We start from the raw sequence: 26,087 nt of genomic DNA, 5'->3' as shown, positions 1-26,087 counted from the left end.
AGATCAACCAAACGCGAAACCAGGGTAAGGTAACGAGTCCAAGGCTTTTATAGCTTTGCCTTTCATCCTTTCCCTCGCGTCGATTCGCCAAGGGTTGGTCTATCGATGCCAAACGAGTCCCGCGATCGGCTCTCTCAAACCCTAGAAAATTATAGAGGAATTACCTCCCTCAGGAGAAGTCTATGTCAGCCCCCATCTACCTGAAACTACTGTCAACCCTAACCTTATGCCTAACCACACTGGGGTTCATGTCATCGGGGTTAACCCAACCGATTGTTTCCGATGACAGTACTGATACGACGGTGAATCAACAGAACAACCGCTTCGATATTGAGGGGGGAGAATTATCAGGAGATGGCGCGAATCTCTTCCACAGTTTTAGTGAGTTTGGTTTAGATTCGGGACAAATTGCCAATTTTTTATCCAATCCATCCATACAGAATATTCTCTCACGAATTACTGGCGGTGATGCCTCGGTGATTAATGGGTTAATTCAAATCACTGGCGGGACTTCTAATCTGTTTTTGATGAATCCGGCGGGTATTATCTTTGGCAATGAGGCTCAATTAAATGTCCCCGCCGCCTTTACCGCCACAACCGCTACCGGGATTAGTTTTGGCGATAACCTGTTTAATGCTACCGGGATCAATGATTACACGTCTCTGATGGGAACCCCCAATGGCTTTGTCTTTAATACACCAGAACCCGGTTCTATCGTTAATACAGGCACACTCGAAGTCAATTCTGAACAGAATCTCAGTTTAATTGGCGGTGCGGTTGTGAGTACGGGTGAATTAGTCGCCCCAGACGGTCAAATTACCGTAACCACTGTTCCTGGTAATCAATGGGTGCGGATTAGCCAAGCGGGACAATTGCTGAGTTTAGAGGTTCCTGCGGCGGCGACGGAAGTGCCGTTTACACCTCTTTCCCTACCACAATTGCTAACGGGAGGAAATGTTAGTAACGCCACAGAATTATCGGTAAATGAACAGGGTGAAGTTGCCCTAACAGGTTCAGGGATTGCGATTAACCAGGGTGATGTAGTTGCCAAGACGGTAACGACGGGAACAGCGTTACTTTCAGCAGAGAATAATCTCACGTTGGTTGAGAGTCATTTAACCACAACTGGGGATTTGCAACTCTTGGCGCAGAATACGGTACAGGTCCGGGATACTGTGGCAAATCCATTTATTGCCCAAGCGGGGGATAATTTAACTGTTCAGGGTAATCAAAATGTTGATATCTTTGCCTTGAATCATGGTGCTAGTGGTTTTTACTCTAGTGGGGATATGGTCTTCCGTTCTATTAATACGATAAGCGGAGATGCTCACTACTCAGCAGGCGGCAATTTTCGGATTGAACAATTGGATGGTAGTTTAGGAAATTTGGATAGTCCTAATGATCCAATTATTTTAGCTTCTGGTGATGTCAGATTAGGAAACTATACCGGGGCTTCGCTACATATTTTAGCAGGAGGTCGAGTAAGGGTAAGAAATGTTACCATCACGGGGACAGATTCAGAAGATAATACGATTAATCCGAATAACGCTAATCTGTTTCTTGCGAGTTTAGCCAGTGTCCCGTTGTCCGATGGAACAACATTACAAATTGATGGTAGTACTAACCCAACATTAGATATTAGAGCAGGCATTAATTGGGGAGTTTTAGGCGGAGATCCAGGAAATAAACCGATTGGTACAGGACTGCCAACTCCTATATTTGCAACGGCAAGCAATGCTGATATTGTTGTTGATAATATCACCATTAGTCAGCCAAATAGTAAGGTTTTATTAACGAATCAATACAATCCCAATAATTTAGCTGGAAATGTTCAAGTTGGACAAATCGATGTCAGCAGTGATTTGGGGAATGCGGGATCGGTTACGATTGAGTCTCGCGGAAATATAAGAACCTCTCCGATTAAATCTAGAGCCAATGTGACTGGTGATGGGGGTGATATTCTCCTCAACGCCGAAAACAATATTGAAATTGGCAATGCTGGTGGTAGTGATATCGATTCAAGAGGGGATAATGGTGGCAATATTACCCTTGATGCTGGTGGTACTATCAGGATGACGAATGCTCTTTCCCGAGGTAAAGATACTACGGGTGATGGAGGCGATATTAGGATTACAGCGGGAGGGGATATTAACAGTGGAAATATCCAGACAAGTGGTGCAAATGGCGGAGAAATCACGATCAAGATCAATGGCGATGGTGTAATTGACACCACAGGTCCGCTAGGAAATGAAGGAACAATAGAATCCTGTAGTAATATTACCTGTGATGGTGCGGGTGAAAGTGGCGATATTGCGGTTGAAGCAACCAGTATTATCACTAGGGGGATTCAGTCAAATGGTGACTTAGATGGTAACATTACCCTGACCAGTAATGAAATTCAGCTTAAGCCCGCAGAAGTACCTGCAAATAGACCTGAAGTTCCTTTTATTAGAGGAACTGGAACGCTTCGGCTTCAGCCATTGGATATAGAAACAATAACTGTAAACACAGGAAGCAATGATCTAATCTTAGATAACCCTCTCCAGCTTGGGGGCAATATCAGTTTCAATACGAGTGGTGGTAATGTTACCTTTAATGGCACGGTTGATGGAGAGTATGATTTAAGTTTAAATACGGACACGGGGACAGCACTATTTAATGGTATTGTTGGTAGTCTAAATTCATTAAATATTATCAGCACGGATGCTAACGGAAAAACGATCATCAATCGTGATATAACTGCCAACCAGTTAGAATTTAACAACATGGTAGAAGTGCTGTCGAATTCAACATTAACGTTGATCCAAAGCGGAATGCAGCCTCCTCCAGCAATCGACTTTATGGAAAGTGTTGAATTAAAGGCTGATCTGACGATAAGCACGATTAGAAATAGCCAAATTAACTTTAATAACACGGTTGAGGGAACTTATGATTTGACTGTATTAAATCCTGGAATAACGATCTTTACAGGTGAAGTTGGCAGCATCAGCCCTTTGAATACCCTTAGGACAGATAACGAGGGAACAACCCAAATCAATAACAATATTACCGCTAATCAAATCGACATCCAAGATGCAGTAGAAGTGCTGTCCGACTTATCGTTAACAGCGGATGAAATTGAATTTGGCTCAACGATTACGGGAACCAATCAAAACCTGATTCTTCAATCGTCAAATATTACTGATATCTTTAGCCTAGCCGGATCAGGGAATTCCTCAGATGAAGCTGGCTTCCAAGATGGTTTCGAGAGTCTGACAATTCGCAGTACGAATAGCGGCGGACAAATTGATTTAAGCAATCTCACGTTCAGTGATCCCGTAACGATTCAAATACCTGATGGTGTGATCGCAATTAACGGCAAGATTACGGGTACAGATGATGCTTCAATTACACTCAACAGTGCAACGACTAACCTAAATGCTGATATCACCACGGAAGACGGAGGTATAGCGTTTAATACAGACAGTGTTGAACTCGGTAATGATGTTACTCTCAACAGTGGTAGTAATCCGATTCGTTTTCAAGGTACGGTTGATGGCAATTATAAGTTGACACTATCGAGTTCAGACACAACCACCTTTGGCGGCGCGGTTGGTGATTCTATTCCACTCGATACTCTCACCACTAATCTTGATGGAATCACTCGATTTAATGGAAATGTGACGGCGAATCGCTTGAATTTACAAGATTCGGTAGATGTGCTATCCAATTTATCCCTAACCGCCACAGAAATTGTTCTCAATGGTATGCTGACAGGTACAGATAATGGGGCTATTACCTTAAATGCTGCCACGACAACGCTTAATTCTAATATCACAACCTCAGGTAGTGATATCAGGTTCTTAGGAGATAAGGTTAATTTAGGCGCTGATGTTGACCTGAATACGGCGAGTGGTAATATCAATTTTAGTGGCATCGTAGAGGGCGATCGCACTTTACGTATCTTCAGTACCGGAACCACCACATTCTCTGGTGCTGTGGGTAGTGTCACACCATTAAATAGTCTCACCACTGACGCCGGAGGAATCACCCAATTTGGCGGAGATGTTACCGCGAATCGTGTAAGCATCCAAGATTCCCTGACTGTCTTATCGGATTTATCCCTAACTGCATCAGAGATTACCTTGGGTGCAACGGTAACGGGATCAAATACTAATCTGGTTTTGCAACCGCTTAATCCCACTCAAAAGTTTACTCTCACCGGAGGCGTGTTTGAAGAAGGGTTCCAGAGTCTCAGGATTGGCAGGGAAAATGGTAGTGGCGCGATCGAACTCAATGGCAATCTCACCGTTAGCGATCCGCTATCTATCCTATCACCAACAGGTTCAGGTTCGATCACCGCTACAGGTACGATTACCGGATTTGATAATGCCACAATTAACCTACTGGCGAATCAAGCTATTAATGTAAATGATATTACGGCGAATGCGGGAATTTCTCTCACCAGTAATCAAGAGGCTGTCACTACCGGAAATCTGAATACATCTGGAGTAAATCAAGGCGGAGATATTACAGTACAAGCCAAAACTGAGATTCAAACGGGTGCGATCAATTCCAGTGCAACTCAGGGCGATGGGGGGAATGTCACCTTAGATCCAGAAAACGATATCGAAGTGGATTCGATTAATGCTCAAGGTGGCAGCAATGGCAGAGGTGGTAATGTCGATATTACCACAGAACAATTTTTCCGTGCCACCGAGACATTTAGCGATCGCACGGGTACAACAACCAGTATCTCCACTGCTGGCGGGAATGGTGGTGGATCAGTGATCATCCGCCATCAAGGAGGGAAATTGGATACCCCCTTCACCGTTGGGCAAGACTACAACGATGTTAATGGTACAAGGGGCGCGATCGCAACCGGAAGCGATAATCAAATTACCGAGGGTTCCTATCCTAATCCCTATACTCAGGGAATCGCACCGAGTCAGATTCAACTGATTACACCGGAAACAATTACACCAGAAACAAGCCGTGAATCGAGTGAATCGTCAGCCGAAAATCCGCTGATTCTGCAAAAAGAGTCCCCCTCACAGCCTCAGGTAGAAACCGACGTGCCATCTGTAACAATTGACACCGTATTTGGCACAATTGATGCGGCGTATACCCAAGAATTTGAAGCCTATCTCAGCAAATCAGCTACTCAAATTCTCACCCTAACTGAGGCGCGTCAACTTTTGCAGGATATTGCCCAAGAAACAGGCGTCAAACCTGCGTTAATTTATGTCATGTTTGTTCCCAGTAGTATCTCTTCTGAATCAGCTACTCCCGAAGACAATGATCAACTGGATCTCGTCTTAGTTACCGCCCAAGGAGAACCCATTCATAAATCCATACCCATCACCCGCGCTGAAGTTTTACAAGTGGCGCAACAGTTTCAACGAAGTGTAACCAATGTCCGAGATACTACGGGTTACTTAGCCCCAGGGAAACAACTCTACGACTGGTTAATTACGCCATTAGAAGCTGACTTACAAGCCCAAGGCATTCAAAACTTGGTGTTTGTTATGGACAGAGGATTACGTTCCATTCCCGTCGCCGCCCTACACAATGAAGAACAATTCTTGATCGAGAATTATAGTGTCGGAATTATGCCCAGTTTAAGCCTTACTGATACTCGCTTCCAAAGTGTGCAAGATAGCAAAGTATTGGCAATGGGGGCAGCACAATTTAGTGATCAAAAGCCTTTACCCGCCGTTCCTGTGGAATTAGAAGCGATTACCCAGAAACTATGGCAAGGTCAATTTTTCCTAAATGAAGGCTTTACTCTAGATAATCTGAAAGCCCAACGGAAAAAACAACCCTTTGGCATTATTCACCTCGCCACCCATGCCGATTTTCGTCCCGGTGCGATCAGCAATTCCTATATCCAGTTATGGAATAGTAAGCTACGCCTTGATCAATTACCAGAATTAGGATGGAATAATCCCCCGGTAGAATTACTGGTACTCAGTGCTTGTCGTACTGCATTAGGGGATGAAAACGCCGAATTAGGCTTTGCCGGATTAGCGGTGCAAGCAGGAGTCAAATCAACATTAGCCAGTTTGTGGTATGTCAGTGATGAAGGTACATTGGCACTAATGACCCAATTTTATGATCAGTTAAAAACAGCTCCAATTAAAGCCGAAGCCTTACGACAGGTGCAAATCGATATGCTTAAGGGGAAAATTAAACTGGAAAATGGTCAACTGATTACGTCTGCGGGAACGATTTTGTTACCCTCTGAACTGCCCCAATCACAAGATTTAACCCATCCGTATTATTGGGCATCTTTCACTATGGTGGGGAATCCTTGGTAAAAACTTGCGGAAATTTTTGGCTGAGTCTCCCACTCCCCTGCACCTTTACCTCATAATGAGAATTGGAGAGTTTATGAAGAAACGTAACAATGCCTAAAGCTATCTGGAACGATACGGTTCTCGCCGAGAGCAACAACTGTCAAATTGTCGAAGGAAACTATTATTTCCCTCCAGACTCAATCAACCAGGAGTATTTTAAGGAAAGCAGTACCCATACAAGCTGTCCCTGGAAGGGTCAAGCCAATTACTACACCATCGAAGTTGATGGGCAACAGAATAAAGATGCAGCATGGTACTATCCTCAAGCAAAAGAGAAGGCGAAAATTTTTGAGGGCTATGTTGCCTTTTGGAGAGGAGTAAAAGTTGAAGCATAGCTAGTATGGGTTTAGAATCCTCGCCCAACTTAAATATACAGCGCTTTGCGCTGTAATAAAGTACAGTAGATCAAAGTCCCCCTTCAGATCCCCCTCCCGTCCCCCTATTTGATCCCCCTTCCGTCCCCCTTAAAAAGGGGGAGACCAAAGGATGCTTCGCTTTTTGTTCCATGGGGGAAACCAGAGGATGCTTCGCTTTTATTGCACGGGGATTTAGGGGGATCGGCAATGTACCGCATAGCAAAGCAAACTGCTGTAATGTAGGCTTTTCTTAAGGCGATGACACTCTCTGTAAAATGCTACAGCTAGACCTGAATCCTTTCTACCTACTTTTTAACCGCCCTATCCTCTCCGGAAGTTCGCCAGTTTTCCCGATGGAAATTCGGCTGAGATTGAACCCAGAAGTTTGCACCCGATTCAATTAACTCTTGCTCAATTTGCACAGCATCTTCTACTATCGCTGATGTCAAGTTCATTGTCTTTAGATAGACATTATAAGCCGCGACTGGCACATTTAAAACAGAACTCCAGGCTTCCTCTTGTTGGTGAAATACCTGAATTTCTGGCTTTTGTTCAGGAAGTCCCTTTCCTATCTTTAATCCACATAACTCAATTTCTGACGCCGATGGTGGTTGATCAATTAAACCATGATAGTAATCCCCTACATTCAGCAATACGTCATAAATCTCTCTAGACAACCGTTTGCCAATCGGATGAGACAAATTACAGGTTAGCATTGGCAGTACATGCCAAGTTTGAGCGAGCAAATCTTGTCTAACACCAGACAGAGTAGCGGGAATCAACAGATCAACAGAACTCAGAAAATCCGTGTTCAGAGAAAGAACCATGACGGAAACAACTTGCCACTCCTCTGCGGCGACAGGCGATTCAGGTTCCTTCACAATCATCACATAGCGCGGTGGGGCATTTCCCGCGAGAAACCTTCGTGCGGAATCAGGAAATAGATGCTGTTGCTCCTGTGGAGAAAATTCTAGAGGACTATACACCGAGCGATTAACCTCCCAGATTTCTCCAGGTTGGGGGGGGTGCTGGTTTAATGTTGAACCTTGAGGAAACCTGTATTCACTATAGTTTATACGCATTTGATTCTAGCTCCAGACAATACCGTACTCTGCTCTGATGAGAAAGCAAATCACCTGAAACCTAGCCTACTCTAAATTTCACCAAACGGCGTATAAAAATTGATCAACTTTACCAAAACTTCAAATCGCTAGCCCGGATGGATACACCTCATCGACTTATGATTGTTTAAACTTCCCTCAAACTCTCACCAATGACAAATGACAAATGACAAATTACGCTCCTTACCAACCTTGAGTTGATCGCACTCGCTGAACCTTTTGACTGCTTGTCGCTTTGATTTCAGATTGAATCGTTGCAGGTTGCATCAATCCTAACTCTTCAGCAAGGTATTCTAATAACTCGCGCCAACGTTTTGAGACAGCACCTTGAGTTTTTAAGCCCAAATCAGCAGCCAGTTGGACTTGAGTTTTGCCTTGTACTTTACCATACCAGAGTCTTTGATAACCCCGATTAGGATGACGTTTATCCAGCACTGAAATCGCATCAATGGCGCGGCTAACTAAATCTGCACGTTCTACAGTATCCAACAAATCCAACTCATCCTGTATCGTTTCCAATAAAGGCAAATCCGTGCCTGGAATGGTTTGGTCTAAACTGATACAGTTTTGTCGTTTTTCCTTACGAACCAAGTCAATAATCGCAAAACGTGCCACCATTGCAGCCCAGTGGTAGAAGTCTTGGACATCCCCTTGGCGGAACTTTCCCGCCATTACAGCTTGAAATACTTTAGCATGGGCTGTTTGGGCAGCATCTTCCCAGGAAACAGCTGTACCTCTCGTATTTTTACGGGCAATTCTTTCAATTCTTCGTTGATGTTCCAAGTGGCTCAGAAGTTGCCCACAAACCAGACAATCTCCCTTGAGACAGCGTTTTATTGGGTCTTCAGGAAGAAGAGCGTGATTAAATTGCTGAGTCATATCAAGTCTGGCTAAAGATTATATTATGTGCCTTGTTTCGTCAAACGGGTTGACTGTGTAGGAAATTTCACGGGTACAAGAGACTCCTACACAGATGTGTAGAAGTCATAGATGAGCTGAAAGCATTACATCATAGCAAAAGTGTGGGAAGGTTGATCAAGAAATCATCAAACCTGCGGCTGACTAGGTAGAAAGACTTATGACTCCAGGGGGGTGATTGTTGTTCCAATTTTTGGTCAAGCACCGGGTTCTAATCGCAACGACTCAACTGACAACAAAACTTTTTTCGGGGATTTCGGAATAGTTGGCTCTTAGGATTCGTTACAGATCACTAGGTAAGGGAAGGGCAGCGGATGAGTTCCTTTCCTGCTTGTGCTGGTGAGCCTTCGCGAATAAAAATTAGTGGCGTCCAAAATCCCAGCATTAGCGTATTGATTTTCATGATTTTGTCTGACAAAAACAGATTCTACTCATTACTCGTCAGAAGAGAGTTGATTTTACGCAGAACATTGACTTTGTTTACAAAACGTTACTTTGACTGATTGTTTCGTTTATCCTTGCATAGGAAATCGGTCAAGAAACCCGGTTTTTCGGAATACTTGACTGGTATGATAGACACCTTGCCCTCTACAGTTGGATATAGCACATCAGCTTGGAAACTGCCATATAATTATGCAAAACGTGATTCTGAATTGGTCGATCTCCCTGGTTTTATTAACCTTGACAGTCGCTTGCATGAGTAATCAGTATGTTCCCTATCACCCAGTTATTCGCTCACAAGATGAGTTAATGGTTTCCAATTCGGCTGTTAACTCAGAACACCGAGAAAATATCAAGCGAGTCTTTGATTTTTATAGTGTTTCTTATCGCGAAGAGAATGGACAAATCCTGATCCCGGCTGATGTTTGGCAAGATCGGGAACTGATGTGGAACTATACGACAAAGGCGAATGACCCTGAATGGCTACGTCAACAAGAAGAAGATGGTCATATTAAGTCCACGCCCTAAAAAATGTATTTGTCTGCCAACTCGCCGCCGTGCGCTGTTCAATCGCCGCCAATTCCATCTCATCCAACGGCTGAAAACGGCTGGCGACTTCCACATTTGACTCTAACTGTGGCACATTTTCTGCCGCAATTACCGCACAGTGAACCCCGGATTGAGAGAGAGTATATCCCAGCGCCTGGTGCATTCCGTCTAAAGCACCGGATTTAAACAACCGCCCATACGCCGGGACTTTCATGGCAATCACACCCACCTTTTGCTTTCGCGCAACGGGTAAAACTGTGGGAATAAATGGACGGGGGTGATGTTTATCCGCCGCATTAATACAAACTAGGGTAGTATCAAAGGGATAACGCTGCAATCCAGCCGCAATCACATCGGGTTCGTGATGTCCAGTAATCCCAGAGTATTTAATTAAGTTTTGGGCTTTGGCTTCTTCGATGGCTTGACGCGCCCCGGTTGAACTAAAAATCGTATCGAGTTCTTCATGAAAGGAGACGTGGTGCAATTGCCACAAGTCCAAATAATCGGTATTCAAGCGTTTGAGCGATCGCTCCAACTCCCGCCACGCCCCATCGCGATCGCGGGCGGCGGTTTTACTGGCGAGAAAGACCTGCTGCCGGTAGTTTGGTAAGATTTTACCCAGATAATCTTCACTCGGTCCATAACTCGCCGCCGTATCAAAGTAACGAATCCCCAATTCTAACGCCCGTTGAATAATCGCCAACGCATCCGCTTCCTGGTTCGGTTTGGATAAGGGTGTTTTCCCTGCCCCTCCTAAGCCTAAAATAGGCACAGAAACCCCCGTATGCCCTAACATCCGTTCCGGCATTGTGGTAGTGCTAGAGACTGACATGGCGATGGTTTCCGCTGATTCCTGTTGAGAAGCTGAGGGTTGATTTTGTTTCCACGCCGCACTTCCCACAATTCCACCGGCTACCGCCATACCCGTGAGTAGAAATGTGCGTCGGTTGGTTTTTTCGGACATGCACTGCACCTCCAGCCTTTCTTCCCATTGTGCTGACTTTGCTTAACTTTGCAATACGTAAATTGAGATATAGCAACCGCCATAGCGGTTAGGACACATCATTTATGTAGAGACGCGCCATGGCGCATCTCTACAATGGTGCCTCAACACTTAATGTCCACACCCCATCCCAATCAGGAGGCGGTGGCGAGTCTAGCCAATACAAACAGCGCTGGATATGTAATCTCGCCGCCTTATCAGCGCCATCCATCTCCAAAACCTGGGAAAATTCACCAATTGCCAGGGCAAATTGGTGGTTGAGGTAATAGCGACGCCCCTTTTCATAATGGTCAATAATTTGTTCTTGCTGACTCGAAAGGGATTGGGAACGAAGTCCCATTAGTTCATATATGGCAAGGGATTGGGGTTTACTCTTCACCGGGAGGCGATCCAGTTCCCGTACCCAGACGCGATCGCGACAATGTTTATAAATCGTTTCGCTAATAATAATGTCGCAGCCATAATCGCGACTGACTTGTTCGAGTAATGAGGTAAAGTTGACAATATCCCCAGACAATGGGGGTTGAAAACCATTTTGACTCAGATGGATTCTCCCTGCATGAATACCAATCCCCAGGCGCGGCATTGGCTGATGGGGTGTCAAATGATTACGATTAAACTCGGCTAACTGTTGGCGCATGTCTATCGCTGCTTGTACCGCATACCAGGCGCGATCGCTTACGGCTAAGGAGGTATCAAAGACAGCAATTAATGCATCACCAATATATTGATTTAAAGTGCCTTGATACTTCAAGACAGTCTCCACCATCAGTTCACAATAGTGATTGAGCATGGAAACAACGGTTTCTGCTTCCATGTCGTCCATCAAGCTGGTATAGCCTTGAATATCGGCACATAAAATCGCCACATTGGGGTGGGCAAATAACTGGATATCATATTTTCTCAAAAATTCCTGGGTGAGTTCCTGGCTGACTTGGTGATAGGTAGGGAGTTGAGTGGAACTCGTGGAATTAATTTCTTTGAGAACGACGACGAGTCCATAAAAATGATGAGATCCGTTGTTCTCGGCGATCGACCGAATCGATAAATCAATCGGTTGTTCCTGATCACGGGCAATAACTGTATGAGGAGCGTGATAGTCCTGATGTTCCGTTAAAGCGCCTTGGACTAAATGAGCAAAATCACTCTCTTTAACCTGAATAAAATCACCAATCCAACTCCCTTCCACCCCATCTTTCTCATCGCTTTTGAGAAGCTGATGCGCTTTTTCGTTGACAGTAATAATTCGCCCCGTTGCATCGGTATAAATCACGCCATTATCTAGCGTCTTTAAAATAAGCTGTTGAATCTGTTCCTGTTGTTTAAGCGATGCGAATTGGCGAGAATTTTGTAATGCAATCCCCACTTGCAGCGCAAAGGCTGCCATTAATTGTTGATCGGCTTGACTAAAACTTGCTTTAAATATATCCGGTGGAATGGGCCAACTATCGGGATCATACGCGGGAAAATATCCCCGTTTCTTTTTATTAATTAATTCAAGGACACCTAAGACTTCGTTATCCGGTGTCAAAATAGGCATATAGAGTAAACTACAGGTACGATATCCGGTATGGCAATCGCTTTTTTTGATCCGATCAACACCAGGGTGGATATAGAGGTCAAAGGGAATATTTAAGGCTTTTCCCGACTCAGCTACTTTACCAACAAAGCCAACCCCAATCCCGTGGCGCTTCTCGTAAGGAGAACCTTCCTCTGTTTCCACCTTTGTCCACAGTTCCTGACGTTCCTGATCGATTAGCCATAAGCGACTGCGATCGGCATTCATTAATTCATTGGCTTCTTGAATAATAAGCTGACGGATCGCATCAAAGTTTAGTCCGCCTTGGCTAATCGTATGAATGGCTTTAATAAAGCCAATAAAAACCTCTTGTTTTTTAATTTCTGCATAAAGCGCCTGACATCGCTCAACTGTTGAACGAATCCACGCACTTGCCTGATAAAATCGCTTTTCATCGTCTTGAGTAAATCCATGATTGTCAATCGTCTTTTCTATAGGCTGATCGGGGCTAGCCTCTGGTTTTAATTTGTTAATTAATTGAACGAAGGCAACGATGTTTTTTTGTTTATTAGCTAAAGGTAGAGATAATAAATTATAAACGATATAATCAAAGGATCGCGGTAGCTTTATGCCGTGTTCTTCACGGTAAAACTGACATTCAAAAGGATTTTCTACAAAACTCTGCAAATTGGCAATTCCGCCAATCCCAGTAGAATTGGGAATTCTTAACTCTTTCGGTTGGGAAGAGTTCGGCGTTAAAACGAGACACTGCTCCGGATCATATCGGTCTAATAAAAAAATATTAACCCGATCAACACGGATAATTTTCTTGAAGCATTGAGCTATTTCTATTAACATTTCTGTTAATATACAACTTAAGTCCTGGTGATTTGACATCAGTATAGATCCTCCCTTTTCTTTAACCAGGCAGTTGCCCATTTAAGCCGCTTCTCAAGGTTTATCGGGTAAGATGCTTCTGAAACAGTGCGATTTGGCGCAACTGCTCTACCTACAATCTTGACATGCCTGTGACCTATCGACCATACTACCTGTACTGTAGCCACTTTTATGCCTGATTAGTCAACGATCCCCATTCGTTGGGGAGGGAAAAATCGTTTGGTCACCTTTCCCAGAATATTCTGTCGGGGAAGAAACCCCCAATCCTCACTATCATAGCTGTGGTTCCGGTTATCCCCCAAGACGAAATAAGAATTGGCAGGAACGGTGATGGGAGTAAAGGCATCTTGAGAACCTCCTTGACGATAGTTCTCTTCCAGAGGCTGAGAATTGATATAAACGATTCCCTTTTCCATCTCTACCCGTTCTCCAGGTAAACCAATAATTCGCTGAACAAAGGCGTCTCGAAAATGGTTATCTTGCAAAGCTTCCGGTGGTAAAAATAGGACAACATCTTGCCGTTGGGGGGATCGAAAATAGTAGGTTTGTTTATCCACAATAACGCGATCGCCGCTGTGTAACGTTGGGTTCATCTCGTTCGTAATAATGACGTGACTATCAGCGATATGTGTCGTAATAAAGAACATCTGCATAGAAATTATGATAGAAAATAGAATAGAGACAAGCGCCATACATAAAATTGGCATCTGATTTCGTTCACGACGAACTGTTGAGGCGATATAAACGTGATAGAAAACCAGAGATTTGAGGAGTATCGGCACGAGTTGAACCAGCAACGAGGTAACAAAAAAAGTAAAGAATAGAACACTCAACCACAGACGGTTAATATAGAGGTGACCCACACCAGGAACAAGGCGCGAGAGAAAGACAGCCAGCCATGGATCTTTTCGACTGGTTCTGAGTTTCTCAAAACTCGGTGGATTAGCTTTCTTGGCACAGTCATAGGCATCAAATATTCCCCAAATACTCAAGGCGAATGTGGCGAGTAATAGAATTTCTCCGATGAAAATATTGCCGATTTGACTTAAAATTAACCATCCACTTAAAGTATATAACCCGACTTGAGTGATAATTAAACTATACCCTCTGATCATCTTTCCGGTATAAAGCTGACCAATTCCGGGAAAAAATAGGGATAAGTTAGCCGCTAGCCAAGGTTCTTTTCCTGAACTCGGTGAGGAAGGGTGCTGCAATTGAGACATCAGTTTTGCCTTCGATATAGGTATAGTCCAGTAGATACCCCATGTTAAGATGCTGAATTTAACAAAAGTCTAAGAGAGCGGCTTTACTATAACGAGTAACCGGGCAGAGTGACAAGTTGATTTAACTATCTTTATAGAAACTTATAAAACAAAGCCTATAGTTTAAATAAACGGTGAAGTTAAAATTGTATTTTATCCTTTGTCATTCCTACTTATCAGAGAAATAAAAATGGCATTTAAACTCGAAACCGTTATTCCTTGGGGGCGTTCGCTGGACGAATATGTCAGAATGTTTGACCTGCAACCCGATGAACTCAGATTAACCCTACTCGATTGTGCGGGGGGACCGGCTAGCTTTAATGCGGAGATGACGTGCCAAGGATATAATGTTATATCCTGTGACCCTATCTATCAGTTTTCGGCAACTGATATCAAAAGACGCATTCAAGAGGTATATCCAAGGGTGATTGATGGGGTGAAAGCGAATCGTGATAACTATGTGTGGCAAACAATTGGAACACCCGAAGAACTGGGAGAAATTCGCCTGTCAGCTATGGAAGAATTTATCGACGATTTATCGATTGGAATTGAACAAGGACGCTATATTAAAGCTGAATTGCCTGGTTTACCATTTACAACCCGTCAATTTAGTTTAGCGGTTTGTTCTCACTTCCTGTTTAGCTATTCTGATTTATTGTCTCAAGCGTTTCACCTGCTTTCGATCCAGGAATTGTGTCGTGTGGCAAATGAGGTGAGAATTTTTCCTCTGGTAGATATTTCGGGAGATGTATCTCCCCACCTATCACCTGTAATCAGTGAATTAAATGCACAGGGATATAATGTGGAAATTAAGCAGGTGGCTTATGAATTTCAACAAGGGGGAAATCAAATGTTGCAGATAAGAAAGTTTTGAGTATGTAGGGGCGGGTTTCACAATTATCGTTTCCTTTTATCCAGATGTAACTAAACCAGCCCCGACTCAGGATTCCGGAGGCGCTAAAGCGCTAACTACGAACGAATGGTGCGATCCGGAGCGTTAACCCTGATTGAGCATTAGTACCGCTTGGTTTTCTGCACCCCGTAAATAATCCCTGTGGCAATAGACAGTAAAATTAATAACCACAAAATACCTCCTGGAATAAAGCTGAGGATTCCTACACCTCTAAAAATATAAACCACAATCGTAATAGCGACAGAAATGGAAAAAAGATAAGCATAAATTAGGGTATCAGATGGGGGAGGTGGACTCATAATATAAGTAGTTGAACAAAATTAAAGGTAACGGCGGGGAACTCGCTGCCCTTGAGAAGCAAGTTACGCCTTATGTCATTTGTGAATGTTTCAGGAATAGTGACAGAACGAAAGAGAGTTCGGTTTATTTCCACCAACCTGCTTAATTTACCGTCGGATCGTGAGACCGGTGAGGATACCGATACCAATGGAAAAGAGAACGATCGCCCAGACGACAGCCGATGGAATTTGCTGAATTACACCGAGTCCCGTGAGTAGCAAAACAAATGCTGCGAGTAACAGACCCACACCTAGGGCAATACCAATAATATACAAAAAGGTTTTTGTGCCTTCATTGGGGGATTGATTCACAATCGAATTCCTTTAGATTGAGACAACGACAGAACTACGGGACTTATTCTTGCATAGAATGGAACAATCCGTTACATATAGCCCACAGGCTCTCCCCCACCTGTACGAGTATGGCACTGCTGTGTCCCTACGGTTTGCTGGTTTGCTGCAAATTGAGCGATGCGTTCAAATCTCTGTCGCACTCAAACCCGCAATTGTCGCACCGAAAAACTCTCTTTTCAATACCCCAATGTTTTGGATGCTCCCGAAAGCTAAAGTAAGCTAAAGCTTACTGTATTAAAAGCTAAAACTCATTTAAACGAATTTTAACTTTTAGCCCGTTCGCGTGAAGTGAAACTGACATACCAAATATCGCTATTACGCAATCCTGAGGCGAGGACTGACAGCGATGCTATACTAACGCCAAGGTCAAATTCTATTGGCGATCGCTAAATCTCCTGCTATGTTCCGGTAGTAGAGCATTCACGCAAGGCTGCACCAGCGATGATATATCCTTAAATCCTGGGAATAACTCGAATTCTGCTTTCCACGACTTCCTATATGGGAAAGCGAGAGGATCAATATATGGAATTTCCTGAAGATCTGAGTATTATGGGGTAAATGTAGATGCACCCCACATATATACATTAACCCAACTCATCTAGGATGGGATGAGGGGTAATACCCCCACCCCCTACAGAAAAATTCAGGTTCTAATAAGCTGACAACTACCAGACTGCTATGGCTCGCAAAAAAAACCGCAAAAAAACCAATATCGAATCTTTGACGTCGAATGTTCCTGAAACGTCAGAGACATCTGAATCCACGAAAACAGTTGAGGAATCAACCCAGGACAACACTGAGGTTAATCCTCCTCAAACTGAGGAGTCAACCCAGAGTTCTACTCCCGCCAATCCTCCAGCAACGGCAGAAAAGAAACCCGAAGCGTCAACCCAGAGTTCTACTCTAGCCAATCCTCCAACGGCAGAAAAGAAACCCGAAGCGTCAACCCAGAGTTCTACTCCAGCCAATCCTCCAACGGCAGAAAAGAAACCCTATCTAGCCATTAAACCCAAACCTATCCCTGCCAAATCCGTTGAAAAGAAACCGCCACCCCCTCCAGTGACAGAAGCGACAAATGAAGCTGGTGAACTGTTTCACAAAGGCGACTCGATTACAGTAAAAGCGCCTTGGGGAGGTGAGGCGACAGCAGAAATTGTAGACTTTTATCAAACCCATAGCGGCAAGATTTGGGCGCAATACAATCCCTTAGACTCTCAACCAAACTGGACTTGGTATAGCGGATGTATTCGTACCAATCTTTTGGAGAAAGCAACACAAACCGCTCAAGTATGATGAAAGACGACTGAAAGATTGTTCGCAGGCATCGGGTAGATTTGCTCTAAGACTAGATGCTGATCTTGGGCTATTGCCACAACATCCTCAAGGTCACGCACACCCCAGTCGGGGTTGGACGCCTGCAACGAGGCATCAAAGGCAGCATTACTGGCAGCAGTATGCTGTCCATTGCGCTTGAATGGGCCATATAAATAGAGAACACCCCCTGGAGGAAGCAGACGACTTGCCCCGGCTATCAGTCCCAAGCACGCTGACCAAGGGGCGATGTGAATCAAATTAATGCTGACTATCGCCTTCAACGGTGAGGTTTCCCAATCAACAGGTGACTCCTTCTCTACAGACCAACTCGGTGTCTGCACATCAATATCTAAGGGTGGGTAAAGATTATCAGCAGGTTCGTAAGCAGACCAGTCTGCAATACTGGCACGCATGAGAGGATTGGCATCAGAAGGTAACCATTGACGTGGCTTTAGACGTGGGGCAAAGAAAACAGCATGTTCCCCTGTGCCACTAGCAACTTCTAAAACTGTACCTTTTGCAGGCAGTACGCGACGTAGAATCTCAAGAATCGGTTCGCGGTTGCGTTGAGTCGCAGGTGCATATTGCCGTGCATCGTCCGTTGTACTCATAATTTATGCTTATCGATTAGACTTACCTAATTTCTATTACTTGCCCCGTTCCTCATTTCTTTCATGAGCAGGGGAGGAGTACGCATGAGTAAGGCTGAACAGGGATCATTGTAGGTGAGGTTTGCTGTGATCAGCCAAAGGTTGCCGGAGAAATTGGCTGGGGGTGCATCGCGAATGTAGTCTTTATAACAGTTAGTTTATAAGCATCTGGGTCTTTGGCGGCTAGAAATTTATTGTTTTATCAGTTAAAATAATATATGACTAAGAATAGCTAAGGGTAAACGCAGCAAGAGTCATCTACCAAACGCTGACCGATACAAACGGTACAACGTCAGCTTGAGGGATAAACTTCAAGCCTAGCGAAAAAGAGCTTGTTAATCACTTGCTCAACCATAGAACCCCTTGCTCAAAACACTATACCTGCTCTTCTGTGACCCCTTATACTCTAGCAGCTTACCCTGTTTAAAGTTGTAGGAACGCCAATTTTATGTCAAGCCGAGTGACTAGACTGACAAACTATAAGGATTGAGTTAAGCCAAGAGAACAATGTTTGACTTGATTCTGTAGATGTTGCCATTGGGTAGCGTCCAATCAAACAACATATTTCTTTGTTCCCGTTAAAAATTTTATAGCAATCGATTTTAAAATGCTGCAACCGGAATAAGCGGCTAGATTCCGGACTAACTCGGTATTGGGGTGCTGTGATCTACCGATTGGTACGCTATCCGAACTCAAGCCCCCTTATCTAAGATTTGTGATGAAAACGATTAAACCCACTAACTCGGAAACATCAACCTTTCAAAACAACGCCATCCAACCCCGTCTAATTCTTCAAGCCATTGCCTTTACTCTGATTTTGTCCTTTAGTGCGGGTCATCTATCACCCAAGAATAAAGGGATGACGAATCAGTCTCCTCAGGCGAATCCTCAGCTATCTACGGCAATTGGTCATATTGTTTTGCAACATGCCTCCGAGCATACACGAGTGCCTTCCTCGAAACTCGACCTAGTTGATGTGCAACCCCATACCTGGTCTGATAATTGTCTAGAATTGGCTGAAGCAGAAGCCTCTTGTCAGCAGATACCTGTATCTGGATGGCAAGTGGCTGTTGCCAAGGGGCAACACCGCTGGATCTATCGCACAGATGCTTCTGGTTCCGTGGTTAAATTAGAAAGCAGTAACGTTGATTCTAGTAAGTAGGTTAGCACGATTGTGGGATCGTCAGCGTATACAAAGGATGAATGACGTAGCTTGCTTCTCGCTATCGCGAGTATGACGAATGACGATCCCCACCGTTAACTTTAATTGTCCCCACCTACTTAAAGCCCTTTCTAATCCGAGACGTCCCAATCCGCTGAAATTTCCGGCGATCGCGCAGGTAGGGGAAAGAGTGCCTGAAACGCTGCCTGACGCTGGGGTGAGGATTCGGGCGCGTTGTCCCACAGGGTTTCGTAGAAAAAGAATGACACCCCAGCAAATCCTCGCTGACGCACAGCTTCGACTTGCTTTTGAATTTGTGATAACGAAATGGGCTTATTTTTTAATCCGGCTAAAATCCCGATCCCCACAGGGATATGACGCCGCGCCGCCTGGACTTCCGGCTGTTCGAGTTCTGCAATAAACCGATCAAAGTCATTGCGATAAATCTGGACGATCAACTCTTCAACCAAACCACGACGTTCCCAAGTATACCAATCGGCGAGATAGAATTCATAGGAAAAATCTTGAGGATTGGGAGACAGGGAGATAATCACATCCGACTTTTGCGCTTTAATCGCTCGGAAAAGTTGGGTTAAGTAGTCGGTAATTTTGTTCGCCCGCCATCGTACCCACTCTGGGTTTTTGGGATCACGAGGAGGAGATTGACCTTGATGCTCTTGTTGATAGAGCTTAACGGTCAAGGGATCATAACCAAACTCAAAGGGCAAGCCGAAATGATCGTCGAATTGAATCCCATCAACATCATAGTTGTTGACTAACTCAACCACTAAATCCTGGATAAACTGCTGCACTTCCGGGTTAAAGGGATTCAGCCAAACGCGATCGTGACTTCCTTCTTGCCAAATCTTCCCACCTTGGCGATTTTGCGTCAGCCAATCGGGGTGACGTTGGGCTAACTCCGAGTCAGCCGGTGCCATAAATCCAAATTCAAACCAGGGAATCACCCTCATATCCTTTTGATGGGCTTGTTCGATGATTTCCTTGAGCATATCTCGTCCTTGGGTTCCCTGATTGGGATCAAGGGATTCATCTAAGGGAGTCACTAGCCTTACCGCCCGCCCAATTTCCTGTTCAGCCACTTGACTAGGGTAGAGGGTATAGCCCCAATTCCAAACGGTGGGATAGACGGTGTTGAAGTTGAGTTGATCTAGGCGTTGAATGGCGTCGGTAATGCCTTGCGTGGAAAATAAGACTTGGCTATCAATATTCGTCAGCCACACCCCACGTAACTCAGCTTGAGCCGAATTGGGGACTTGAGTATTGACTTTGGCAATGTACTGGGAGGGGATCAACTCAGCGGTTTGAGTCGCTTGGCACAAAAAAGCGGCAATTTCAGCCCGACTCGCATTTTGGTTCGGGTTAAAGGTTTGCACGCTGGGATAATTAACTACAAGCTGGTTTTCTACAGCGGCTGCGATCGCGCCTTGGGAATAATTGGGAATCGTGTTAGCATCTTCAAATGCTGATGTCAAGGTTTCAGCGGCAGGTTGCTGGGGAACATACTTCAACCCACTGGCTAAAGAAACTAAGGCTTGCACACGGGGGATCGGTTGATTGGGTTGGAATAGTCCACCCGGATAACCCGCTAAAAATCCGGTTTGATAGGCTTGGCGAATCGCTTGACTTGCCCAGTGTCGAGTTGGCACATCAGCAAACTTTCCGCCCGTGCGTATCTCTGGCGCATCTGGAAAGGCTTTACCTAGCATGGCGGCAAATTCAGCCCTAGTTACAGGGGCATTGGGTTGAAAATGACCATCTGGATAACCACGAATAATCTGCTGCTGTGCTAACTGTTCAATGCACGATTGCGCCCAATTTCCTTGGATATCACTCAGCCGCGTTTGAGCGTAAGCTAGGGTTGGCAGCCATAAGGCTAAACACAAACCCAACATAAACAGAAACATTAACCAAGCCTGATGCCCACAAGCACGGCTAAAAGCAACTAGCCCATTGGCAAAGGCTGTAAATAAGGTTTTGACCAACTGTTTCATAAAAGGAGCAAATCTAGAGATATCACTATTGACGGGCTACACACCTTCCTGATCAGGAATGACTCGCTGAGTTAGGCAAAGGTTGCCAAAGCGACTTATCGCCATTGGCTGTCGGATCAAGACTGGGAGAGTCGTTTTGAGTTTTGAGACTCTGACTGATTTGGAACGTTACTCCGAAACGTTTTGTATTTTTGGCTACAAACATTTCTGTATTGTCGGTCAATTACATGGCGAATTGGCATAATATTCGAAGTTTTTCAACATTTTCCGGCTGGGGTACTCCCAAGACTTACCCAAAAATTTCACATTTAAGGTGTATTTTGTGAGTAATACTGTCTTTATGTCAGGAATCTTAGCTGATCTCCCCCATTTCCTCATGATTGCCCCAGCAGGTTTTGGGATAAATAACCTTAAACGGCTGAACTCATCTCCATCGGCTAGGTTAACAAAACTTGGCGTTAAATGAGTGGAAAGGTTCAGGATGACAAGACGGGGAAACAAGAGGGAGCAGGAGGGTTCCAGGTGCGGGAGAACTGGGGAGATTATCTGGTCAGCTATTTAGAGCCATGCTGCACTAGAACCGTCCGCCCTAGCTCAGGAAATCTGAACTGGATAAAAATGTTAAGTTTTATTACAATGGAACGAATTGGGAGACCGACACCTTGTTGTCCTCTATCGGTTCATACTCATTCATCCCCTAATATTTATTAGAAATTAGGAAGTTGGATTAATTTTTTATTTAAAAATACAAATAATTACTAGGGAAAACTTAGATAGAATCCAAGCATTCAAATTAGGAAAAACTGTCAGCATCTTCCTATGACTAATATAGAAGCACAAGCTTTCAACGCCAATAACGAACAATCCCTGAGAAAGCTTGCCAGAGTAATCATTATGTCCCAAGGTCATTTTGCCCTGATTTTGGTGTGCAGCAAGTTTTCACCCCAACCCCTATCCGTATTAAACCAGTTACAAGAATTCTCTGCACTTCCTATCCAGGGTGTGATGCTACCTCCCTCTGTGGATACTCTGTTTACGGCAATACGCGCAGCCGTGGATGAACCACCGCCTCCGGCTGTAGTTGTCTTTGGTCTTGATTCGGTAGTTGCTGTTGATCAAGTTTTGAGTGCGACTAATCTGGTGCGTGAAGAGTTTCGCAAACAGTTTCCTTTTCCACTTGTTTTGTGGATCGATGATACAATCTTGCAAAAGATGATTCGACTAGCCCCTGATTTTAAAAGTTGGGCAGCGAATCCCCTGCGGTTGGAATGTTGTTGTCACCACAGGGCTTTTCAGCAAACTTACAAAATGGCTTGTGTTCATGGAAGATAACAAATAAGCACAGAATGTGATATAGTTATAGGCTGCTTACGATTATTCTGAAAATCTGGTTCGTTATTTAAAATTCCACGCCGCGATCGCTAAACATCCCCATCCCAGGATCAAGGCGACTCCCCCCAGTGGAGTAATAGCACCCAGCCATTTAATACCACTTAAACTCAGGGCGTATAGACTGCCGGAAAAGATAGCGATGCCCACAATAAAAGCGATTCCAGCGGCGATGAGGGGAGGTGAGGGAGTTTCAGCGCGAGAAAGCAGCAATGCCACGATGAGCAAGGCTAGGGAATGATAAATTTGATAACGACTACCCGTTTCAAAAATGTCTAAAGCCCGTTCACTCAGTTTTTCCTTCAACGCATGAGAAGCAAAAGCTCCAGCGGCGACAGATAAACCCCCGAACAGGGCAGCAACACCTAAAAAAATTCGAGTCATCATGAGTTTCATAGGAAAGGGGGAGCAGGGATACGGATGTGCAGGGGGACAAGGAAAAAAGGGGAATTCCAGACTTGACTCTCCCCCGAATAAATTATCCGGAGTTATATTATTCCAAATTACTCGGCATGGGAATTGTGAAAGAGTAACATGCTACTCGGTCGGGGCGGGTTTAGTTAGGGCTTACTGCACAACCCGGAAACCCTGATCCATCAATACTTTGAGGTGTATGGACAGTGGATAAAGTGCCAGGAAATGGGGTAGCATCCTTCCTAAGTATGGCATCACCTTGCTCAGGGAAAATGTACCCTTGCTCCCCCAGCTCCCTCAGCTTCCCCTGCTTCCCCTGCTCCCCCTCACCTCACCACTTATTCAGCAAGCCCTAGTTACATTTGGATGAGGCAAAAAACGATAATCGTCAAACCCGCCCCTACACAAAACCCTCTCTCTTCCTCATGGTTTAACTGTTGACTGTTAACCTCTTGAGAGGACTGACTGGGATTACTGGACTGACGCTCCAGTCTCTAAGCGCCTTCTACGGCAAGTTGCTTGGGCAAATAACCCAATTCTTCCAATTTTTGTAGCACTTTGGTGACACTCTCTGATAACTCTTCCTGATCAGTGCGGCATTCCACTTCGGGGTTGAGTGGTGGTTCGTAAGGATCATCAATTCCGGTAAACCCAAGAATTTCTCCAGCGCGGGCGCGTTTATATAATCCCTTGACATCTCGTTCTTCACAGGTTGCCAGGGGAGCATTAACATAAACTTCTAGAAAATCACCAACTTTTTGGCGTACCTCTTCTCGAATTGCCCGGTAGGGCGAGATAGCCGATACCAAAACGATCACACCATTGCGGGTCAGTAGGTGAGACACAAAACCAATGCGACGGATATTTTCGTCGCGGTCTTCTTTGCTAAAGCCCAAGCCTTTGGTGAGATTCTGACGAACAATGTCGCCGTCTAAGACTTCTAGCTTACACTCCTTCTCTTGCAAGGTTTTGGCTAATGCTTGGGTAATGGTGGTTTTACCTGCACCACTTAGACCCGTGAACCATATCGTTACACCGCGCTGATTCATGATTATTTCTGTCGCTATCCTAAAGCCTACTGTAAGTACAATTTATCCTGTTTTCTCAGGTGAAACACTCATCGTCAAACGTCTGTTTTCTGGAATAACAGCTTGTTTGATGATCAGACCTAGATTTTAACCTGAGTCAAGGAATTGACAATAGTTTAACTCTATTGTTCCAAGAACCCAACCTAAAAAGGTGACATGCTCCCCAACCGAAAACGTTTTGAGCAACTTACAATCGAGAGGCGCATATTGCTGCACCAATTAGCCCAACCTGGGGATTCATCACAATATGAACTGGAACGTTTTCCAGCAGGGGACTGACCCGACCTTTTTCCGTAAAGGTTCGCAAGAAACTACCATCCTGCATCAAGGGCAAAATCTTAGCCGCAATCCCGCCAGCAATATATAACCCCCCGTAGGGTAAGAGTTTGAGCGCCAGATTCCCCGCTTCTGCACCGTAAGCTTCCACAAACATTTTCAAGGTCTGTTCACTGAGATGGTCACTTTTTTGCAACGCTGCTTGAGAAATCTCCGCCGCCGGATCAACACTTTTCTCACTGCGTCCCATTTCCCGTTCCCAGGTTTTAACGACTTGGGCAATTTCTGGGGATTCGTGGGCAAATTGCCGATCGCGCAAAAACTGGTAAACGGCGACAATTCCTTGACCGGAAACGACTCGTTCGGCGGAAATGCGCTGAATATCGTACTTCTCGCGTAAATATTGTAAAAGTTGGAACTCCAGTTCAGTGCGGGGGGCAAAATCCCCATGTCCGCCTTCGGACGCGAAAACCTGATACCTATCCTGGTTCTGAATCAAAAATCCTTGTCCTAAACCTGTACCCGCACCAATGACGGCAATTGGCGCATCAGATTGGGGCGTAACCTGTTGTAGCGTACATAAATCATCCGCCTCTAAACCAAGAATCCCGTAGCCAACCGCCGCAAAATCATTGAGCAGAGTGATTTTCGCGATCGCGAGTTCTTCCTCTAACCGTCTAGCGTCCAACACCCACGCTAAATTGGTCAAGTTAGAGGTATCGTTGACCACAGGACCTGCGATCGCAAAACAGGCTTTGTCAATGCTCAGTTTCCGTTGTAGCTTTTGTCCCGCTTCCGATACAAATGTCTGGACAATCGGTACTAAATCTGGGAAATCCCGGCTAGGATAACGGGCTTCATGGAGAACCGATAACGATTCCGAGTCTGAATCCTCCACCAGTCGCAAAATCGTTTTAGTCCCGCCGATATCTCCTGCCAGTATTAATGTCATAGAATCTTATACTTTAATGAAATCGAATCACGTCTTCAGTTTGACTGAGGTGGGAAGTATCCCCGTTGAGTTCCATCACCCATTTTTCCTCATGACGCACGAGTTTAACTAAACAGCATAAAGCGGCGTTCACTTCGGGTTGACCCGGAATTAATCCCCAGGTCGCACCGACGACTGAAGCACCATGACCTACTAATAATATATCGTCTCCGAATTCTGTGGTCAGCAGGCGAGCTGTTTGAGCGGTGCGTTCTAGCACTTTCTCATTTGTTTCTGGATACTGAGAGATGACGCGGGAGGTATACCCCGAATCAATACAGGGGAAACGCTGTTGTAATTCCTCAACCGACAGTCGTTCTGGCTCTGTTCTCATCCATTCCGGATTCAGCCATTCACTCAAACCCGCCTCCATCTTAATGGGTAAGTCCAAAATCTGAGCAATTTGGTTCGCTGTTTGTACCGTTCGCAAAAACGGTGAGGCGAAAATATGCTTAATCGTCTCCCCCTTTAACCGTTCACCTAACTCCCGCGCTTGACCAACGCCATCGTCCGATAACGGGGGATCATAAGGACGTTCTGCTGTGTTAAACCAGTCAGGGTTAACAAAGTCGAGGCGATTTCCGTGTCGGGCAATCCAGAGGGTTTGAGTCATTCGTCTTATGTCCTTCGTCTTATGTCATTCGTCAGGCAATAGGCAATAGGCAATAGGCAATAGGCAATAGGCAATAGGCAATAGGCAATAGGCAATAGGCAATAGGCAATAGGCAATAGGCAATAGGCAATAGGCAATAGGCAATAGGCAATAGGCAATAGGCAATAGG

The 26,087-nt window shown here is 44.8% G+C and carries 22 protein-coding genes; 8 read left to right on the top strand and 14 right to left on the bottom strand.

Features of this window, described 5'->3' with window-relative positions:
• The first annotated feature begins 182 nt into the window (after positions 1-182).
• Together RH949_RS02205 and RH949_RS02200 are read left to right on the top strand one after the other, a co-directional pair.
• Positions 183-6,299 carry a CHAT domain-containing protein gene (locus RH949_RS02205; RefSeq protein ID WP_446351774.1) on the top strand — a complete coding sequence of 2,039 codons (6,117 nt, stop codon included), beginning with the start codon at positions 183-185 and terminating at the stop codon, positions 6,297-6,299.
• A gap of 89 nt (positions 6,300-6,388) precedes the next feature.
• Positions 6,389-6,673, top strand: a complete 285-nt coding sequence (locus RH949_RS02200; protein ID WP_006101873.1) for a DUF427 domain-containing protein — start codon at positions 6,389-6,391, stop codon at positions 6,671-6,673.
• Positions 6,674-6,999: 326 nt separating this feature from the next.
• Here RH949_RS02200 and RH949_RS02195 read toward each other — a convergent pair whose 3' ends face one another.
• Together RH949_RS02195 and RH949_RS02190 are read right to left on the bottom strand one after the other, a co-directional pair.
• On the bottom strand, positions 7,000-7,776 hold the full coding sequence (locus RH949_RS02195) for a hypothetical protein (RefSeq protein ID WP_446351773.1): 777 nt from the start codon (positions 7,774-7,776) through the stop codon (positions 7,000-7,002).
• Positions 7,777-7,998: 222 nt separating this feature from the next.
• Positions 7,999-8,694: an RNA polymerase sigma factor gene (locus RH949_RS02190; protein WP_006102089.1), complete on the bottom strand. Its 696-nt coding sequence runs from the start codon at positions 8,692-8,694 to the stop codon at positions 7,999-8,001.
• Positions 8,695-9,429: 735 nt separating this feature from the next.
• On the opposite strand from RH949_RS02190, the gene RH949_RS02185 reads away from it, so the two are divergent.
• Positions 9,430-9,702: a hypothetical protein gene (locus RH949_RS02185; protein ID WP_446351772.1), complete on the top strand. Its 273-nt coding sequence runs from the start codon at positions 9,430-9,432 to the stop codon at positions 9,700-9,702.
• Here the strand turns inward: RH949_RS02185 and RH949_RS02180 are convergent.
• From RH949_RS02180 to lepB, 3 genes are all read right to left on the bottom strand, one after another.
• Positions 9,686-10,687 carry an aldo/keto reductase gene (locus RH949_RS02180; protein WP_446351771.1) on the bottom strand — a complete coding sequence of 334 codons (1,002 nt, stop codon included), beginning with the start codon at positions 10,685-10,687 and terminating at the stop codon, positions 9,686-9,688. The two genes, RH949_RS02185 and RH949_RS02180, sit on opposite strands and share 17 nt — an antisense overlap.
• 130 nt (positions 10,688-10,817) lie before the next feature.
• Positions 10,818-13,142: a GAF domain-containing protein gene (locus RH949_RS02175; RefSeq protein WP_446351770.1), complete on the bottom strand. Its 2,325-nt coding sequence runs from the start codon at positions 13,140-13,142 to the stop codon at positions 10,818-10,820.
• 179 nt (positions 13,143-13,321) lie between these two features.
• On the bottom strand, positions 13,322-14,365 hold the full coding sequence (lepB, locus tag RH949_RS02170) for a signal peptidase I (protein WP_446351769.1): 1,044 nt from the start codon (positions 14,363-14,365) through the stop codon (positions 13,322-13,324).
• Positions 14,366-14,594: 229 nt separating this feature from the next.
• Here lepB and RH949_RS02165 point away from each other — a divergent pair, with 229 nt between their 5' ends.
• Positions 14,595-15,278: a hypothetical protein gene (locus RH949_RS02165; RefSeq protein ID WP_006101918.1), complete on the top strand. Its 684-nt coding sequence runs from the start codon at positions 14,595-14,597 to the stop codon at positions 15,276-15,278.
• 140 nt (positions 15,279-15,418) lie between these two features.
• On the opposite strand, the gene RH949_RS02160 is transcribed toward RH949_RS02165, so the two are convergent.
• The 3 genes from RH949_RS02160 to RH949_RS02150 form a co-directional block, all read right to left on the bottom strand.
• Positions 15,419-15,616 (bottom strand): hypothetical protein, encoded by a 198-nt coding sequence (locus tag RH949_RS02160; protein ID WP_006102086.1) that lies wholly within the window; start codon positions 15,614-15,616, stop codon positions 15,419-15,421.
• A 147-nt stretch (positions 15,617-15,763) separates the two neighbouring features.
• Positions 15,764-15,967, bottom strand: a complete 204-nt coding sequence (locus RH949_RS02155; RefSeq protein WP_006101891.1) for a hypothetical protein — start codon at positions 15,965-15,967, stop codon at positions 15,764-15,766.
• A gap of 127 nt (positions 15,968-16,094) precedes the next feature.
• Positions 16,095-16,190, bottom strand: coding sequence for a transposase (locus tag RH949_RS02150; protein ID WP_232231727.1), 96 nt, complete (start codon positions 16,188-16,190; stop codon positions 16,095-16,097).
• A 497-nt stretch (positions 16,191-16,687) separates the two neighbouring features.
• Here RH949_RS02150 and RH949_RS02145 point away from each other — a divergent pair, with 497 nt between their 5' ends.
• Positions 16,688-17,302: a hypothetical protein gene (locus RH949_RS02145; protein WP_446351768.1), complete on the top strand. Its 615-nt coding sequence runs from the start codon at positions 16,688-16,690 to the stop codon at positions 17,300-17,302.
• On the opposite strand, the gene RH949_RS02140 is transcribed toward RH949_RS02145, so the two are convergent.
• Positions 17,293-17,934, bottom strand: coding sequence for a DUF938 domain-containing protein (locus RH949_RS02140; protein ID WP_006101920.1), 642 nt, complete (start codon positions 17,932-17,934; stop codon positions 17,293-17,295). The genes RH949_RS02145 and RH949_RS02140 overlap by 10 nt on opposite strands.
• 757 nt (positions 17,935-18,691) lie before the next feature.
• Between RH949_RS02140 and RH949_RS02135 the strand changes: the two genes are divergently transcribed.
• Positions 18,692-19,135 (top strand): hypothetical protein, encoded by a 444-nt coding sequence (locus RH949_RS02135; RefSeq protein WP_446351767.1) that lies wholly within the window; start codon positions 18,692-18,694, stop codon positions 19,133-19,135.
• A 131-nt stretch (positions 19,136-19,266) separates the two neighbouring features.
• Here the strand turns inward: RH949_RS02135 and RH949_RS02130 are convergent, their stop codons facing one another.
• A complete protein-coding gene (locus RH949_RS02130; RefSeq protein ID WP_446351766.1) occupies positions 19,267-21,147 on the bottom strand; it encodes a glycoside hydrolase family 10 protein in 1,881 nt (626 codons plus the stop codon).
• An 82-nt stretch (positions 21,148-21,229) separates the two neighbouring features.
• Here RH949_RS02130 and RH949_RS02125 point away from each other — a divergent pair, with 82 nt between their 5' ends.
• Together RH949_RS02125 and RH949_RS02120 are read left to right on the top strand one after the other, a co-directional pair.
• Positions 21,230-21,391, top strand: a complete 162-nt coding sequence (locus tag RH949_RS02125; RefSeq protein ID WP_157453209.1) for a hypothetical protein — start codon at positions 21,230-21,232, stop codon at positions 21,389-21,391.
• Positions 21,392-21,966: 575 nt separating this feature from the next.
• Positions 21,967-22,479, top strand: coding sequence for a hypothetical protein (locus tag RH949_RS02120; RefSeq protein WP_446351765.1), 513 nt, complete (start codon positions 21,967-21,969; stop codon positions 22,477-22,479).
• 63 nt (positions 22,480-22,542) lie between these two features.
• Here the strand turns inward: RH949_RS02120 and RH949_RS02115 are convergent, their stop codons facing one another.
• The 4 genes from RH949_RS02115 to RH949_RS02100 form a co-directional block, all read right to left on the bottom strand.
• The gene (locus tag RH949_RS02115; protein WP_044207876.1) at positions 22,543-22,920 is read right to left on the bottom strand and encodes a DUF423 domain-containing protein; all 378 of its coding nucleotides are present in this window, start codon (positions 22,918-22,920) and stop codon (positions 22,543-22,545) included.
• A 524-nt stretch (positions 22,921-23,444) separates the two neighbouring features.
• Complete coding sequence (gene cysC / locus RH949_RS02110) at positions 23,445-23,999, bottom strand: adenylyl-sulfate kinase (protein WP_006101892.1); 555 nt, start codon at positions 23,997-23,999, stop codon at positions 23,445-23,447.
• A 226-nt stretch (positions 24,000-24,225) separates the two neighbouring features.
• Entirely contained in the window at positions 24,226-25,266 is a 1,041-nt protein-coding gene (locus RH949_RS02105) for a glucokinase (RefSeq protein WP_446351764.1), read from the bottom strand.
• Between the two features lie 13 nt (positions 25,267-25,279).
• On the bottom strand, positions 25,280-25,918 hold the full coding sequence (locus tag RH949_RS02100; protein ID WP_006101863.1) for a histidine phosphatase family protein: 639 nt from the start codon (positions 25,916-25,918) through the stop codon (positions 25,280-25,282).
• Positions 25,919-26,087: the final 169 nt, after the last annotated feature.

Source organism: Coleofasciculus sp. A1-SPW-01 (assembly GCF_040217205.1).
Lineage (GTDB): Bacteria > Cyanobacteriota > Cyanobacteriia > Cyanobacteriales > Coleofasciculaceae > Coleofasciculus > Coleofasciculus chthonoplastes_A.
This window is presented reverse-complemented; position numbering and strand designations above follow the sequence as displayed.

Bases quoted from the DNA above. Each gene is read 5' to 3' on its own strand.
- RH949_RS02205 (WP_446351774.1), top strand. From the start codon at position 183: ATGTCAGCCCCCATCTACCTGAAACTACTGTCAACCCTAACCTTATGC.
- RH949_RS02200 (WP_006101873.1), top strand. From the start codon at position 6,389: ATGCCTAAAGCTATCTGGAACGATACGGTTCTCGCCGAGAGCAACAAC.
- RH949_RS02195 (WP_446351773.1), bottom strand. From the start codon at position 7,776: ATGCGTATAAACTATAGTGAATACAGGTTTCCTCAAGGTTCAACATTA.
- RH949_RS02190 (WP_006102089.1), bottom strand. From the start codon at position 8,694: ATGACTCAGCAATTTAATCACGCTCTTCTTCCTGAAGACCCAATAAAA.
- RH949_RS02185 (WP_446351772.1), top strand. From the start codon at position 9,430: ATGAGTAATCAGTATGTTCCCTATCACCCAGTTATTCGCTCACAAGAT.
- RH949_RS02180 (WP_446351771.1), bottom strand. From the start codon at position 10,687: ATGTCCGAAAAAACCAACCGACGCACATTTCTACTCACGGGTATGGCG.
- RH949_RS02175 (WP_446351770.1), bottom strand. From the start codon at position 13,142: ATGTCAAATCACCAGGACTTAAGTTGTATATTAACAGAAATGTTAATA.
- lepB (WP_446351769.1), bottom strand. From the start codon at position 14,365: ATGTCTCAATTGCAGCACCCTTCCTCACCGAGTTCAGGAAAAGAACCT.
- RH949_RS02165 (WP_006101918.1), top strand. From the start codon at position 14,595: ATGGCATTTAAACTCGAAACCGTTATTCCTTGGGGGCGTTCGCTGGAC.
- RH949_RS02160 (WP_006102086.1), bottom strand. From the start codon at position 15,616: ATGAGTCCACCTCCCCCATCTGATACCCTAATTTATGCTTATCTTTTT.
- RH949_RS02145 (WP_446351768.1), top strand. From the start codon at position 16,688: ATGGCTCGCAAAAAAAACCGCAAAAAAACCAATATCGAATCTTTGACG.
- RH949_RS02140 (WP_006101920.1), bottom strand. From the start codon at position 17,934: ATGAGTACAACGGACGATGCACGGCAATATGCACCTGCGACTCAACGC.
- RH949_RS02135 (WP_446351767.1), top strand. From the start codon at position 18,692: ATGAAAACGATTAAACCCACTAACTCGGAAACATCAACCTTTCAAAAC.
- RH949_RS02130 (WP_446351766.1), bottom strand. From the start codon at position 21,147: ATGAAACAGTTGGTCAAAACCTTATTTACAGCCTTTGCCAATGGGCTA.
- RH949_RS02120 (WP_446351765.1), top strand. From the start codon at position 21,967: ATGACTAATATAGAAGCACAAGCTTTCAACGCCAATAACGAACAATCC.
- RH949_RS02115 (WP_044207876.1), bottom strand. From the start codon at position 22,920: ATGACTCGAATTTTTTTAGGTGTTGCTGCCCTGTTCGGGGGTTTATCT.
- cysC (WP_006101892.1), bottom strand. From the start codon at position 23,999: ATGAATCAGCGCGGTGTAACGATATGGTTCACGGGTCTAAGTGGTGCA.
- RH949_RS02105 (WP_446351764.1), bottom strand. From the start codon at position 25,266: ATGACATTAATACTGGCAGGAGATATCGGCGGGACTAAAACGATTTTG.
- RH949_RS02100 (WP_006101863.1), bottom strand. From the start codon at position 25,918: ATGACTCAAACCCTCTGGATTGCCCGACACGGAAATCGCCTCGACTTT.